General features: G+C 54.7%; 19 protein-coding genes and 1 pseudogene. 2 read left to right on the top strand and 18 right to left on the bottom strand.

The features are described 5' to 3' along the window. The first annotated feature begins 106 nt into the window (after positions 1-106). Together ACTJJI_RS13915 and ACTJJI_RS13910 are read left to right on the top strand one after the other, a co-directional pair. The gene (locus tag ACTJJI_RS13915; protein ID WP_440654485.1) at positions 107-973 is read left to right on the top strand and encodes a benzoate transporter; all 867 of its coding nucleotides are present in this window, start codon (positions 107-109) and stop codon (positions 971-973) included. 207 nt (positions 974-1,180) lie between these two features. Then, complete coding sequence (locus ACTJJI_RS13910; protein WP_440654483.1) at positions 1,181-1,684, top strand: serine acetyltransferase; 504 nt, start codon at positions 1,181-1,183, stop codon at positions 1,682-1,684. A 6-nt stretch (positions 1,685-1,690) separates the two neighbouring features. On the opposite strand, the gene ACTJJI_RS13905 is transcribed toward ACTJJI_RS13910, so the two are convergent. The 18 genes and pseudogenes from ACTJJI_RS13905 to ACTJJI_RS13820 form a co-directional block, all read right to left on the bottom strand. Continuing rightward, complete coding sequence (locus ACTJJI_RS13905) at positions 1,691-2,200, bottom strand: tail fiber assembly protein (RefSeq protein ID WP_440654481.1); 510 nt, start codon at positions 2,198-2,200, stop codon at positions 1,691-1,693. 2 nt (positions 2,201-2,202) lie between these two features. Continuing rightward, positions 2,203-3,888, bottom strand: coding sequence for a phage tail-collar fiber domain-containing protein (locus ACTJJI_RS13900; RefSeq protein WP_440654479.1), 1,686 nt, complete (start codon positions 3,886-3,888; stop codon positions 2,203-2,205). Positions 3,889-3,890: 2 nt separating this feature from the next. Then, positions 3,891-4,442 carry a phage tail protein I gene (locus ACTJJI_RS13895; protein WP_440654477.1) on the bottom strand — a complete coding sequence of 184 codons (552 nt, stop codon included), beginning with the start codon at positions 4,440-4,442 and terminating at the stop codon, positions 3,891-3,893. Next, on the bottom strand, positions 4,435-5,349 hold the full coding sequence (locus tag ACTJJI_RS13890; RefSeq protein WP_440654475.1) for a baseplate assembly protein: 915 nt from the start codon (positions 5,347-5,349) through the stop codon (positions 4,435-4,437). The genes ACTJJI_RS13895 and ACTJJI_RS13890 overlap by 8 nt, the downstream gene beginning before the upstream one ends. Further along, positions 5,339-5,686 carry a GPW/gp25 family protein gene (locus ACTJJI_RS13885; RefSeq protein WP_440654473.1) on the bottom strand — a complete coding sequence of 116 codons (348 nt, stop codon included), beginning with the start codon at positions 5,684-5,686 and terminating at the stop codon, positions 5,339-5,341. The genes ACTJJI_RS13890 and ACTJJI_RS13885 overlap by 11 nt, the downstream gene beginning before the upstream one ends. A gap of 38 nt (positions 5,687-5,724) precedes the next feature. After that, positions 5,725-6,843 (bottom strand): annotated as a pseudogene (locus tag ACTJJI_RS13880) (contractile injection system protein, VgrG/Pvc8 family). A 1-nt stretch (position 6,844) separates the two neighbouring features. Next, positions 6,845-7,060 (bottom strand): tail protein X, encoded by a 216-nt coding sequence (locus tag ACTJJI_RS13875; RefSeq protein WP_048701713.1) that lies wholly within the window; start codon positions 7,058-7,060, stop codon positions 6,845-6,847. After that, entirely contained in the window at positions 7,035-7,496 is a 462-nt protein-coding gene (locus ACTJJI_RS13870; protein ID WP_369700818.1) for a phage tail protein, read from the bottom strand. The genes ACTJJI_RS13875 and ACTJJI_RS13870 overlap by 26 nt, the downstream gene beginning before the upstream one ends. Before the next feature lie 5 nt (positions 7,497-7,501). Beyond that, a complete protein-coding gene (locus tag ACTJJI_RS13865; protein ID WP_440654471.1) occupies positions 7,502-8,677 on the bottom strand; it encodes a hypothetical protein in 1,176 nt (391 codons plus the stop codon). Further along, the gene (locus ACTJJI_RS13860) at positions 8,569-9,360 is read right to left on the bottom strand and encodes a hypothetical protein (RefSeq protein WP_440654469.1); all 792 of its coding nucleotides are present in this window, start codon (positions 9,358-9,360) and stop codon (positions 8,569-8,571) included. The genes ACTJJI_RS13865 and ACTJJI_RS13860 overlap by 109 nt, the downstream gene beginning before the upstream one ends. 114 nt (positions 9,361-9,474) lie before the next feature. Next, positions 9,475-9,762, bottom strand: a complete 288-nt coding sequence (locus ACTJJI_RS13855) for a phage tail assembly protein (protein ID WP_440654467.1) — start codon at positions 9,760-9,762, stop codon at positions 9,475-9,477. Positions 9,763-9,811: 49 nt separating this feature from the next. After that, a complete protein-coding gene (locus tag ACTJJI_RS13850; RefSeq protein ID WP_440654465.1) occupies positions 9,812-10,318 on the bottom strand; it encodes a phage major tail tube protein in 507 nt (168 codons plus the stop codon). After that, positions 10,315-11,712, bottom strand: coding sequence for a phage tail sheath subtilisin-like domain-containing protein (locus ACTJJI_RS13845; RefSeq protein ID WP_440654463.1), 1,398 nt, complete (start codon positions 11,710-11,712; stop codon positions 10,315-10,317). Before ACTJJI_RS13845 ends, ACTJJI_RS13850 begins: the two co-directional genes overlap by 4 nt. 38 nt (positions 11,713-11,750) lie before the next feature. Then, positions 11,751-12,374, bottom strand: a complete 624-nt coding sequence (locus ACTJJI_RS13840) for a phage baseplate assembly protein V (RefSeq protein ID WP_440654461.1) — start codon at positions 12,372-12,374, stop codon at positions 11,751-11,753. Beyond that, positions 12,367-12,921, bottom strand: coding sequence for a hypothetical protein (locus ACTJJI_RS13835; protein ID WP_136374486.1), 555 nt, complete (start codon positions 12,919-12,921; stop codon positions 12,367-12,369). The genes ACTJJI_RS13840 and ACTJJI_RS13835 overlap by 8 nt, the downstream gene beginning before the upstream one ends. An 8-nt stretch (positions 12,922-12,929) precedes the next feature. Continuing rightward, positions 12,930-13,592 carry a hypothetical protein gene (locus ACTJJI_RS13830; RefSeq protein ID WP_057071476.1) on the bottom strand — a complete coding sequence of 221 codons (663 nt, stop codon included), beginning with the start codon at positions 13,590-13,592 and terminating at the stop codon, positions 12,930-12,932. A 1-nt stretch (position 13,593) separates the two neighbouring features. Beyond that, positions 13,594-13,950, bottom strand: a complete 357-nt coding sequence (locus tag ACTJJI_RS13825) for a head-tail joining protein (RefSeq protein WP_440654458.1) — start codon at positions 13,948-13,950, stop codon at positions 13,594-13,596. Beyond that, positions 13,950-14,288: a DUF2190 family protein gene (locus tag ACTJJI_RS13820; protein ID WP_440654456.1), complete on the bottom strand. Its 339-nt coding sequence runs from the start codon at positions 14,286-14,288 to the stop codon at positions 13,950-13,952. The genes ACTJJI_RS13825 and ACTJJI_RS13820 overlap by 1 nt, the downstream gene beginning before the upstream one ends. Between the last annotated feature and the right edge of the window lie 5 nt (positions 14,289-14,293).

Raw genomic sequence — 14,293 nt, 5'->3', positions numbered from 1 at the left:
CCGCTATTGCATATAACGAGGCTGCTCAGGTAGCATTAAGTAATTACTGACAGGCGACAGAGCCAGGAAAACGCGTGATTTGGGCGCTATTTTAAGGATTTCCATAATGATTTATGACTGCTTTCTCTACTACGATGAAGATATGTTGCTAGACATCCGACTACACACGTTGGCTAATGTTGTAGATAAATTTGTTATTGTTGAATCAAAGTACACTTTCACGGGTCGCCCCAAACCACTCAATTTCAATATTGATAAATTCAAGGCGTTCGCTGATAAAATTATCTATGTTGTAAACGACACTGAACCGACGAAATTACCAGGAACAAAATACAGCCCTGATTATGAAGTTGATCCATGGGAAGTAGAAGCGAGCCACCGTAATAGCATTATGCAAGGTCTGGTAGATGCAAAGCCTGACGATATAATTATTGTTTCTGACGTTGATGAAATTTTTAAGCCAGAAGCGATAAAAAAAATTAATCCACGTCATTTGTGCACTACCATCCATCAAAATTTTTATAACTATCAGTTCAACATGCAAGTGTTCAACAAAGATGGTACTCCCCGTAAGTGCACACTTCCAAGGGCTACAACATATAAGAACCTGTTGGAGTTTTTTGATGGTGAACCAGAGACATTCAGAAACATCAAGCGTAACCGCCTATCTAAAAAATGGTCATGGTTCAAGTGGAATTGGTTCAAATTCAACAATAAAGTTATCGATAATGGTGGCTGGCACTTTTCATGGGTAATGACTCCTGAACGCATCTCTGAAAAGATGTCTACCATCTCGCATCAAGAATATAATACACCTGACTTTAACAACCCTGAACATATCATGAAAGTTTTAAAAAATGCTGAAGATATCTGGGGGCGAGATAGAAAACTAATCCAACAGGACCTTAAAACACCAGAGTTCCCTGAGTATCTTGTTGACAACAAGAACAAATATAAAGACTTCATTCTATGACCAGTGTAAGGACGTTGGCCTCGCGTTGATAAGATGCTTTGCAGTCGGTTGTTACATCGATAACCATCTTATATTAAAGTCCTGTTGTTTTATGCAACAGGACTTCAACCCCAAACATAACAAGACTCACATAAAAAAGAGCTTTCATAGATGAATAAGAAAATCTTAAAAAATCACCTACATGAATGCCTTCGCCAAGAAGTCATAATGAACAACAAATCGTTTTCATGGTTTAAAGTGCTACATAAAGCATACAAATGCCCGGATAGACGCTTTAATTTCTGGTGGAGAATTGCATCTTACCTCTTCCAAAGCGGCGGTTCATTTAAGAAAAATATGGCCCGACATATCAACAGAAAATTAATTCAAAAATATAACACAGAAATTCAACTAGCCGCAACAATCAAACCCGGGCTTGTTGTAACTCATTTTTTATCAGTAGCGATAAACGGTTCTTCTGTAATTGGCAGTAATTTTAAAATCCGCCACAACTGCACTATCGGCATTGGTGGCGGAGTTGGTGAGCATTTTAGTGATCCAATTATAAGAATCGGTGATAATGTTGAGATCGGCACCGGCACATGCATAATTGGTCATAACCTAACCATTGGGGATAATGTGTCAATTGGGGCCATGAGCTTTATAAATAAAGATATCCCCGACAACACAGTTGTTTTTACTGAGAAGAAACAGGTTATTAGGTTAAAATAATCAATTTTATTTCGGGATTTCGGGCCAATCTATTTCCGGTGCTTCTTTAACATCAATCCGATTGAGGAGCACCCGATATTTTTTCCATGCTAGTAACGATTCTTTTTCTTCACTTGTTGCAATACCTAAATCAACAGCATCCTGAAGGGGGGCAGTTGCACTATCCGCAGCCCTCATCAATTCACTTTTCTTTCGCTCCGCAACTTCATTATCACCTGGGCGGATATCAATAAAAGCGCCCTCAGAAAACTTAAAATTCCCCAACACATTGGCAGGCACGCTTGAAGGGTCTACTTCATAAACATCGCGGCCTTCTTGTATACCCATATATGACACATCTGTTTCATATGCAATAACAATTCCATCATCATCTAGCGAGATAGCACCTTTCCAGGAACGAAGGGTTTCATACCAGTCCCGTCCGTGGATGTCCTGGAAATACAGGCCAGTCCGCATCATTCCATCAATTTCCACATGCTCATATCTGTAAATGGTTGGGTTAATGAACTTATCCATAATTAATCTCCTACGTTTACCCAGGCACCAGTTTGCTTATTGAGATATTGCATCTGGCGGTAATAAACGCCTAGTTTGCGTCCGTCACTTCTGTTTTCCATCGTTATACCCGTCACAACACAACCAGCAGGTGATTCCCAGTTACCAAAAAATGCATCAGTGGGATTTCGAAGCTGCTGACCACCACGTCTCATGGCATTTACAACACCATAGCGCGCATCAGTCTCAGCTTTCGTATAAGATGCACCGACTAACGCATAATTCCCCTTTAACTGATATTTACCATCACTCTCAGCTTTGGTGTAAGCCTGACCGGCAGGGGTGTAGTTTCCTTTGGCCTGATAGCGGGCGTCAAAGTTGGCATAGCTACCTGGAACAACCTGTTTTGGACAAGTCAGGTTTCCATCCTCACCAAACACCCATTCCCCTGAATTAGTGGTATTCCCTTTGTCTTTATCAGGTGTCGCGCAATTAATTCTGACGCCGGGGCGGCGATTTGGGGAATCAACACCATCTTTATAGATGTAGCCGTCAGTAACCCAAGTGCCATCATTTTTGAGGTACTCAAAACGAATATGGCGGTTTACGAGGTTACGCAGAAAGTAATCCCCAGTGTTACTGACTCCCGGAACCGTTAACGCTCCAGTCATAGTGTCGCCCGTTTTGGCAACCGCGCCAACATCTCCGGCAGTCGGTTTATTCCGTGTGTGGTAAAGCTCTCCCCATGGATTCCATGCCCCAACCGCATCGCCGTTGCGTGTGCGAAATGCAATGTGGTTCCCGTTGCCGTTATATTGGGCTGCAATTTGAACCCTGTACCCTCCATTGGTACCGGAATAATCTATTACAGAACCAGTAAATCCGGGGGAATTTGTTGCATCGGAATATCCAAAACTCACCGAATTTCCAGGAAGGTCATCAAAGTCAGTAACTGGCCTCCCCGCCCCCGCCAGCACTGTCCGCAAAGCCAGTGCGCTACCATTGACCAGAACACGTCCGACGGTGACATCATCTTTTGATGTCTGGATGTCAGCCACAGCGGCTGTTTTTAACTGCAGGTTAGCGCGCGCCAGCACTTTATCTGCTAGGTCAGACAGGTTGTTATTTTTCTGCAGAGCATTAACAATTCGCGTGTCATCGCCTGCCGCAACAGTATTGGCAACTTTCCCCACGTCCAGTACGGCAGCCCCCTTCAGGCCCAGGCTTTTTCGTGACTTAACAACATCCTTCACATCGCTCAGGTTCGCATCCTGTCGCAGAAACAGGCCATCGCCGGTTGCCACCTTCAGCTCAATGCTCGCAGTTTCAGAGACCGCAAGGCGGTATTGCAGGTTGACGCTGACACCGTTTTCCGGTTTCTCGATGGCCGCACAGTTCGCAACGGAATACAGTTCCCCTGAATCGGTCAGCAGGCCAACCTCCCTCACCACAAACCCGCCTAAACCTGTCGCTAACACCAGCTGAGCAATAAACTGGTTCGTCTGGTCTGGCGAAACCTGCAGCGCCGATATCGCGTTGCGATAGACTTCACGGACCAGTTTCGTCTGTGCCGGATCCGGCTTAACGGGCTGGCCGTTCCCGTCGCCCACCGCAAAATCTTTAATAATGACGGGCTTCCCGGTCGCAGAGGACTGCGCCTCCAGCTCCTTGCCCCGGTTGGTCAGAATGCTGTAATACTTCTCAGCCATGGCTAAACTCCTGCCTCAATATCAACATCAATCCAGGCGGTGACAGCACCGCCCGTGTAATAGGTTCCCTTCGCGCCCAGATCGGCGATCACATCAATGGTGGTCAGCAGGCTGCGCAGGTTTTTGGCTTTATCCACCTGACGGCGTATGCGCTGATACAGCGCCTCATCAATTGCCTGGAGGCTGTAGACCTCCACCCGGAAGGTATACGGGGGCTTGCGGGGCTCATCCTCCCTCCACTCCACGACGGTCGTCGGCAGACTGACGGCACTCAGTGACCGTCTGACCGCGCCGGCGGTACCGCGGTGCTGATGGACGTACGCGGCATCCTTAATCACCTGCCGTTTTTCTTCCTCCGTCCAGGCGTCTTCCCATGAATCCACCGCAAATTCCCAGGCGAGCCAGGGCAGCAGATGTGCAGGGCAGGTATCAGGGTTTTTCACCTTCCGGACCATGTCCGTATCCAGCCCGGTGATCTGCTCCGTGCCGGCCTGCTCCAGCGCCCGCTCCGGATGAATGGCTGAAGGGGGAAGGAGAGATCGAAATTTATCCACTGGTGCCTCCTTTGCGCGTGACGTTTATCGCGCTGCACCACGGCGCCTGCCCGGCAGCCGCTTCCAGATCGGCCGTCGGGCTGATCAATTTGACCCGGGATACGCCGGGCTGCTGTAGCGCTGAGTAAATCGCTGAAAGCGGTACGATGGCGTTAATACGATGGGAAAGCTGGGTATAGCTCGTCAGCGTGCTGATGGCATTCTCCAGCACCGTCTGCGCATCCGGCCCGTCAGGAATATCGAGTTCAGCCGTGACGGCATAGCTGGCCACAGTGGCACTTTTCACGCTCACATAATCGGTCAGCGGCCTGACTTCATCGGCACTCAGTTTGTTCATCACGGTTTCGATAAGAATCAGGCCCGCCTGACCGTTGCCCGTTCGCGACAGCACATACACATCCACTTCACCGGGTCGGTTATGCGTCTCCGGCCCGTAGGCATCCGCGTCAAGCACATCGTTATCGGCCGATTTGGCATGAAAGCGGTACGCGTTACGCGCGCCGGCAGTGTTCAGCTGCGCCCACGAAAGCTGGATGCGTTCGCGAAAAGCGTCATCATTTTCATAGACAGGTTCGACGGGTGGTACCGCATTCGGATCGCCGGGGACAATCACCAGGCGGGAAACGTTGAAGGCCGCGCCCAGCTGGTCGAGATCGGCTCCTCTGGCGCTGGCAAGGAAAACAGCCCTTACCGCGTCGTTGACACGCTGAAACGCCAGCGTCAACTGGTATGCGTTGATCTCCCCCTGTTTATACGCCGGGTCAGATTCGACCAGGGCGTCGAACTCCGGATCCAGTTCGCGCAGGCGCGCCAGCCAGCGGGTAAAAATATCGGCGGCATCCGGTACCACAATGGCATCCGGTACCGCCAGCGCGGACAGGTTAATTACGTCGTAACTACTTGCCATAAATCTGTATGCCTCCGGTGCTGACGGGAAGATTATTCTCTTTGTTGATCCCCTCGATATCGACGACACACCCTGTTTCATCGGCCGGGAAAGTAACCATCACACGCGTAACCCGCAACCGGGGCTCCCAGCGTGCCAGCGCTGAAGCCGTGGCCGCGATAATCCGTAGTCGGGTGAGATCGTCGCGAGGGTTGTCCACCAGCGAAAACAGGTCACTGCCGTAATCACGCACCAGAACGCGACTGCCGAGCGGTGTGGAGAGGATGTCGCTGACGGACTGGCGCAAATGATCGCTGCCGGACAGGCGTTTACCGGTCCGGTTGTTTACACCGTTCATAATGTTTTTCCGTATGAGGATCGCCAGGTGGCGGAGAGTTAACCGAAATAATCCGGGCCGGTTTTATCCTTGCTGCCGGATTTTTTTGAGGATTTCGCAGGCTTGCGGATATCCACCACCAGGTTGTACGTGTAGCTGAACCCGGCAGGCGTCAGGGAATAGACCAGCTATTCCACCACCCAGGAACGATCTTCCCGCTCGCCAAAGCCGGAAGTGGAGACGCCGGATTCTGCTGTGAGCGGGACATGCTTCCGGCGGCACGGTCCTGTCACCGTCATTTTCTGCTCATTGCGCCGGGCCTGCGTTTTTTTCGATTTGGCCTGCTGGTCAGCAGTGGCCTTTGCGGGCTGGGTATAGGGATTCGCCATCGAGGGGCCGTCATGGTCAACCGTGGTGGTTTTGGTCTTCCCGTCCGCTTCATCATAATAACGCACACCGATTTTGCCCGATGACTTACCGCTGCTGCCGGTGGCTTTACCCGTCGAACTCCCCCGCTCGCCCTCACTGTATGACCAGTTTGAGACTTCCTCCGGGGTGATAACCAGTTCCCCGGTCTGCTCACCTGAGGCGTTAGCCGTTGCGCCCTGCCGGAGAAAAAGCCAGTATCCGCCAGAGGGTTTACTGACGGCATTCCAGGTCCGGGCCAGTCGGGTCAGCAGGTTGGCGTCAGACTCCGCCACCTGATCAACATGGTCAATATGGATATTCGCAAGCTCCGTGGCCACTTTCGGTACCAGACCGTTTTCGGTGGCCACGGTTTTAACCAGATCCGCCAGTCGCAGATTATCCCAGCTTCGGGTCTTCTGGCTCAGCACATCACCGGGCTGTTTCTGCGCGTTCATGGGCGCGGCCGTGGCATAAATTTCCACACGTCGTGGCGGACCACTGCTGCCGACGCCGGAGACCACGAACCAGCCCTTATCCACTAACTGGTCGTTGAAGCCCAGCGCCACGCGTAACCGCGCGCCTTTTGTCGGTAAAGGGAGGGTTTCTGAAAGTAACGTGATTTTCAGCTCATCCGCTTTTGCCGTGGCGCCACCGTAATCGGTCAGCGTCATCTCTGCCAGGCTCTGCTGCAGCGCGCGGGTGATATCCTTTCCCTCCGCGCTGACGCTGAACGCCGGCGCGTATTCCGGTTTCACAATCTGTTCAGTCATATTAATCCCACAGGCTGAAGGCGGAGTCCTGAACCGGCGGTGCCAGATCCGGCAGGGTGATAAAGAGACCTGACGGGTAAACCGCGCCGGCATCAGCCAGCCCCGGATTCGCTTCAAGCACTTGTGTCACGATATAAGACAGGTTTTCCGTGCCGTAATGCAACGCGCAGACAGCATCCAGCACATCACCGTCACGGGTTTGATATGTCGTCGGCATAATGTTTCAGCGTCATCGTCCAGTTTTTATTTCGGTGGCCGCCACCGGGCAGGAAACGGTTTGTCGTGTCGGAGAAGTCGATCACCACCCACCAGCCCAGCACATCCCCTTCACCGCTGACCAACTGCTGTGGCTTGTTCTGGTCGGCGAGATCGTAGAGATCGTTAACGGCATCCACCCCCTTACGGAAGAAGGCATGCGATTCACCTTCAAGCCGGACGGTTCTCCCTGGCTTGCCGGTATACTGCAGCAGGTCCTGTTTGCCGATACGCTCCTGCTCGCTCCATCGCCAGCTGGCCTCACGGGTCAGCTGGTTATAGGCCGTGGTATCGATGGAAAAGGCGAAATCGCCCAGCATCATCATCACCCGGGCGGCCTGTGCACCACGCGCCGCGCTGGCCCCTGCCTGCCCGAAGTCTTCAAAGACAGGAATGATTTCACTCACCAGATTTGCCCTCCGTCCAGCATGCTGCTGTCACCCGTAAAAGCCGGGCTGCTTTTCGTCACAGCTTCCACCTCGTCAGCAATCCCCCGCTCGTCCTGCCCCGGTGCGCCGTGAATTTCAAACCGGTATTCGAACCGGCGGTTGTCTGTCAGTTGCCGTGGTGCGGGTGCGGCGTCCGCTGCATCCAGTTTCTGCAACAACATATCCCAGCGGCCTTCCGCATCCATGCTGGCATTCCCCCGGCCGTCGTCAGCATTACCTGGAAGCGGAACGGTGCGCGGTACGGCAGTCTGCCCGGGTTTGCCCTGCTCCGTTATGCCCGGTACCATCTGCGGGGATGTTTCTGGCGGTAATGGCGCCAGCAGGGTCCGGGGATAATTATCCCATACCGTCGGGCCGGTACCGGGTGTGACAGGCTGCTGTACCGGCTTCACTAACCCGTCCGGTCCGAACAGTCCGCCGCTGTTCTCCGGGGTCAGATACTTATCGAGGGTGGTGTTGAATGTCTCCTCGTCATCACGGAAAAAGCCCCGCGTATCCCGATAAGATTTTTTCACATCGTCAGGCAGGTCAGGCTTTTCCTTCAGCTGCTGTTCAAACCATTCTCCCTGGCCGTTTCGCTGCGCCGTCATCCGGGCGATATCGACCGATCCAGTCATGGCCAGCGATTTAAGGACATCCCGCTGATCGCTTCGCTCATCCGGCAGCAGCCAGGACAGTTTTTTTGCCAGCGCGTATGCCACCTTCCCGACAAAAACAATTCCCTGCCCGAACGTCAGCACGCCCGGATAAAGATCATTACGCAGGAAACTGACAATGCGCTTGATCCCGCCGCCTTTAAACCACTCTGCCAGATCATCAGTAAGACGGCGCACATCCGGTGCCAGCTCGTTACCCAGCTGGCCGGAAATTTCCGCCACTGCAGAAGAGAACACGGTCTGCAGGTTAGTAATGGCGCGGTTGCCTTCCATTGCACCTTCTGCGCCCTCTTTCGTGACTAGGTTATACCGGCGCTGCTCGTCCATTAGATCGCGGTAACTCTTCCCGGACTGCTTCAGCAGCATCAGCATTTTGCTGGCCTCACCGCCAAACAGGGAATCGAGCGCAAACGAGGCTTTCGATTCATCCTGCAGGCTGAGCGCACGCTCAACGATTTTCTCAAACTGCGCCATATCGCTGAGCCCGGCAAAATCGCCCGCCTTAACCCCAGCGTTTCAAACGCGTCCTGCAGCGCCCCCTGCTTGCCGTTCTGCTTGTACTCCCCCGCCTTATGCAGATACTCCTCGAACAGATCGCCGATGTTCTCCCCGTTCATGTCGTACTGTTTTGCGAGCGTGTCCCAGGCATCAAACGTCGGAATATCCACGCCATAGCTATTCGCCACGCCGGCTCGCCGGGCCGTCTCCGCGTTGGTGGCCGCCGGGGCAATCAGGGTGCCCAGCGCGGAAGCCACCACCCCGCCGCCGCCGATCGCCAGCCCTGGCGCCACCATGCCGCCCAGCTGACCGGCGATACCCAGCCCCCGACGAAACAGACCTTTACCGGCTCCCTTGAATGCCGCCAGCCGCTGTGCCTTCTGCATCTGCTGGTTCAGTTTCTGCTGCTCGGCTACGGTTTTGCGGATTTCACGGGATACGTCGCTGTAACGACGTTTAAGATCGCCAAGACTCTGCCCGGCGAGCTTTGCCCGCTTGATTTCCGCTGCCAGCTTCGCCTGGTCTTTCGTCAGCTTTTCTGACTGCTTACCGACATCCTTCAGGCTCTTTTGCAGGCCGTTCGCAGAACGGCTCCATGAACTGTCGATATTGCCGCCAAAGGTAATGACGGCCTTAAGGTTCTGGCCTAATCCGGCCACGATTTACCGCCTCCACTTCGTCGGTGAGAAAATCAGAAAACACGCTGAACGGCATATTCAGGTATTCCGTCATGGGAAAATGCAGACGCCGCCCGAGAAAACGTATCGCCTGGATTAATCCTCTTTCGGACGCTCCCCGGGCGGGAGCATAAAAACATTAAACGCGTCCAGCAGCTGCGCATAATCCGCCGCCGTCAGCAGCCAGATATCCTGCTCGCTGAGGTTGCACAGTAGCGCAATCATGCGCGCTTCTTTTTCTTCTTCACTGCCGTGGTCTTTGGAAAAGGCGATGCGGTCACGCACCAGTGGCTCGCGCAGCATCACCTGGTTGAGCGCACTGCCATTTTCAAGCGTGACGGGGGAATACAGTTTGATAACGCGGGTTTCACCTGGAAAAGACATTTTTATCTCCATAAAAAAACGGCCCGCAGGCCGTTGTCAGTTTTTTTAATTAAAGGCGGACTTTAGCCGCCAGGCTGGATAACACATCCACACCATTCACGCGCCGCACGAAGCGCTCAGTATCAATGGCAAAGAGCTCGCGACCGTCTTTGGTCTGGCGGTAATAGCTCACGGCGATATCCACCGTGACGGCATTTTCCGACAGGCTGTCCTTGCCCCGCGCATCCGGGGTGACGGTCTGCACAAAGCCCTCGCTCTCCTCGATGGTGCCCAGCGCGGTACCGTTCGCCAGATAGCCCTGATACGCCGTAAAGCGCGGACGGCTGCCGCTGACAAAACCGAAGGCGGTCAGCATGTCCACATCCACCCCGTAAAATTTCAGCTGGCAGGTCAGGGCCTCCATACCGTCATCCACGGGAGAGGGGGCATCCTGCGCGCCGGTACGCAGATCGGTTTTGACAACGGACAGTGTCGGCGGCGTAAATTCATGCGCGCCCTGAATACGGATCCCCTGCCGGAAGAAGGTCCAGACGCGTAACGTGTTTTTCTCGCTCATGCTGCCAGCATCTCCTCAAGCGCATAGTTGTTATTCACCCGGACGCGCAGGCTGATAAGCTCAGTCGGCGATTTCGGACCAAAGTCATAGTTGATGTACAGCACGCCCGCCGCCATGCTCTCTGCCGTGTTAAGCTCCTCATCCAGCCAGGCGCGGCCACCAAAAATGGCACCGAGCCCGATCAGCTGGCGCATATAGGTGTTGATGGTGCCGATAATGTCGTCGGCGGTACGGCGAACCGATTCGAAGCGCCACTGCGGGTTGGTGCCACACAGACGGTTGCCCCAGTGCTTGAAACCGGCCCGGCGGATGATGGTGGAGACGTTCTGCATGTTGAGCTGGTTGGCGTCGCAGTTTTCATCGCCGAGAATGAACTCGTCGATCTGCTCCACGCCGAGGATATTGTTAATGTCCTGGTTAGATTTGCTCCACCACCAGCCCTTCTCAAAGTCGATACGGGCACGCAGCCCCGCCGCAAAGGCAGAATACGGACGGTAGACCAGCTGACCGTCAGCGTTGCTGACCTGAACGCGCGGGCGCAGCAGCTCAGTACGCATGCCGTAGGACTGACGACGCGGTACCACTTCCTGCTGTGTGGCACCGGATTCACAGTCTACATACGCCACTGCGCGTAGCTTGCCGGCAACGGTCTCCAGCGCCTTACCCACGGCATCATCTTCACTGAAACCCGGTGCTATCACGATACGGGGCTGGTACGTCGTAACCGATTTTGCAGACGACAGCGCACCAATCCCGGCCAGTACCGCCGCCCGTTGTTTTGCCGCGTCAGCATCTTCGGCGACACGGATCACCACAGTCAGGGCATTTCGCTGGTCGTTGATTTCGATCAGCGCCTGTTTCAGAGTGCCTTTATCGCCGAGACGGGAAAGCATCGTGGTACCGACAATCGCCACCGGCGTATTCAGCGGGAACGGCTCATCCTCGCCACCGGACAGCTGCAGGCTGAACGGAGTGACAATACCGCTGCCGGTACCCTTTGCTGTCATCTTCACATCCGCCACCGTGCCGACGGCAGCAGCAACATCTGCCGGAGTTGCCGTCAGCTTTCCGGTGTCATCACAGCCCAGCGTGATGGTCAGCGTTAATGCCGTTGCGTCCCACACAGCCGTCGTATCCACTGCGGCGGGATTTTCTGCATCAGGAACACCGGCTACCGCCTCAACCGACAGGACATTGCCCGCCCTGCCGGCGATCGTCGCGGCAAACTCCACAACGTTATCCAGAATAGGCGTCCCGACGGTACCCGCTGCCGGTGTCCCAGCTGAGGCATCCGGCGCGGTACCCACCAGACCGATAATGGCCGTCTGGATCGTCGTGACCGCGACCGTACCGGATGTCAGTTCGATCGTTTCCACACCATGTAAATTCGCCATTCATTTTCTCCAGGCATAAAAAAACCTGCCGCGGCAGGTCACATTTTTTGATTGGGGGGATTTGTGGTACCACCGCCGTCACCATTTTCTTTGTGATCATGGCGGTTGTAGGTTTCGCGGATCCCGCTCATTTTCCCGGTACCGTCCGAAATCTCCTGGGTTGCACCGATATTCCCGGCCACGTTTGTGTCGGCGTTTATCTGCGTTTTCCCCTGTACGGTCAGGGTATCGGTAATTTCCACCGGACCGTCCAGCGTACCTTTTCCGATGATTTTGTAGGTCCCGCCCTCCGCCAGAGTGATGGTCAGGGCATGCGCGGCACGGTCATAGCGGATCTCGGTACCGTCGCCGTAACGGGTTATATGCTCGCTGTCGCTGCCCTCCGGCACCGGCAGACCGCCGGTATTCCAGCCGGGAAACACCCGGCCATTATTCAGATCGCCCGCCTCCGACAGTACCGTGACTGCATCCCCGACCGCATACGGATTGGAGTCAGCCCGGTTAGTACCCGAAAAGCTCTGGCAGAGCGGCAGCCAGGTGGTGGTGATGTCGCCCAGATCCACCCGGCATTTCGGTATACCGTCATGCTTAACGGAATGAATAACCCCGCGCCGGACAATGTTTGCCAGGCGGCGCTGTAAATCGCCCTCAATATCACTCATCGGGTTTCGCCTCGTAAATCAGCTGATAATCGTCCACATGTGCCCGACCGATATCCGGCGCCTTACCGAGCCAGACGGCATTCAGCGGGGCATTGATCTGCGCAAACGGATCCGCACCAAAGGCCGCTGACTGTGTGAAGGAAATCCGCCAGACCAGATAATCATCCATGCGCGGATCAAACTCATCGCGTGACGCATCGATAAACACGGCGGGCTCCAGACTGGTCAGGCCGAACAGCTGGCCATCAATCCACTGGGTGATATCTGCGGCCGCCGTGCGCAGGAAAATTTCCGGCCGGCTGACACCCGCGCCGGCCGCATCCACCACCACGAACAAATCGCAGGACAAATTAACGTTGAGCTGCCCCTCGTTGCCTCCGCCCTGCTCCCAGCCGTTAATGGAGAAATACACCGCCGGCGTTGTCAGCCCGGTAAAGCGGGGGACATTTTTTTCCGGATAGGCATCGGCGTCGCGCACCCAGTCAATTTTTTTCAGCGCGCCGGTGACAGCATCGTGGTACTGCCCCAGCAGCAATGGCTCGGCCATGGTTAACCTCAGACAGAAATACGGGCTTTCACACGCCCGCGCAGATCGGTTTCAAAGTGATGCATGAAAATCTCCATCGCCTCTGCAAAGGCGTTATCTTCGATGTAGTTCAGCATCGGCTCATAAATATCAATTTCCGCTTCGCGGGTCCGCCGGGTGTCAGGATCGCGAATGACCACTGTCCGCCTGTTTTCCCGACGGGAGCGTGCCACTTCACCGTTTTCATACGTGCGCGGTGAAAGCAGGCTCCCTTTTGGGGTAAAACCGGCGTTCTCCGCCTGGCGCCGCGCCTTAATAAACCGTCCGGTGGATTTATCCCGCCGGGTATGGTGTGGCCTTACCCGCCCGTTAATCCGGCCTTTCAGGTCTTTTACCTTGATGGCATTCAGGCCAAACCAGAGACGAAAGTTATCCAGTTTTGACTGAGAGGAGCGATCAAGACGAAAGGAAAGCAGACGACGGCGGACCAGATCCAGACTGCGGGGGGCCAGCCCGTCTTTCAGGTCTGCCATGGCTTTTTTACGCAGCGTGGCGGCGGTACGTTTCAGGGCCCGGGAATACGCCGCCCGAAACTGCTTATGGGTGGCACCGATGTGCTCCGCAATCCGCCAGATGGCATCCACATCGATATCGACGGGTAAATCCCGTCGCAGTCTGGATTCACGCGCCATATCAGCTCCACTTGTTGATTTCCGGCTGCGGTTTGCCCGGTGCACCATAAGCCAGGGTGACGCGGGTCCGCCCTTCTTCATCGGCACCAACGTGCGTTACGCGGTAAGCGGTACCGTTAATTTCCACCTCGTGGTGCTTCTCAAGCCCCGCGATATCGGCGGTCATCACGCTGAAGGCCGGGGCCCGATCCTGAATCTGCCCCCCGCCCTGCACATCAACCGGCGCATCCGGCGTCTCAAAAATCACGGTGACAGGACGCAGCTCACTGCCAATGGAGAGGACAGCTGGCACCTCTTCGGCAAATGCCCGGGAGATCCGGGCATCCGCGTTTAACAGGCGTTGACGAAAGCGGTTCATCAGAACCCCAGGCGCACGCGGGTTTCGGTTTCGCCGGGGTTGTTGGTGATCCACGCCGTGCCCGCCACCACCAGTGCGTCGTCGGCAGGCTTCACCGCCGTCAGCAGCCCGGCATCGTTCAGGTACAGTTTTGTACCTCGCTGCCAGGTTTCGTCCGGTACCTTGGGCAGGACAAAGACCCCCGTGGTATGCAGCACGCCCTCCCCGCCATCCGGGATATCCCCGTGTGCCACCCCCATAAACTGCCCGACTGCAACCGGTTCACCGGACTTAACGTCCTTACCCGTGCTGTTGCTCCAGTCCATCGTGGTGCCGTCCTGATAATAATTTGTCACCATTGTTA

Source organism: Enterobacter sp. 22466 (assembly GCF_052044775.1).
Classification (GTDB): domain Bacteria; phylum Pseudomonadota; class Gammaproteobacteria; order Enterobacterales; family Enterobacteriaceae; genus Enterobacter; species Enterobacter dissolvens.
This window is presented reverse-complemented; position numbering and strand designations above follow the sequence as displayed.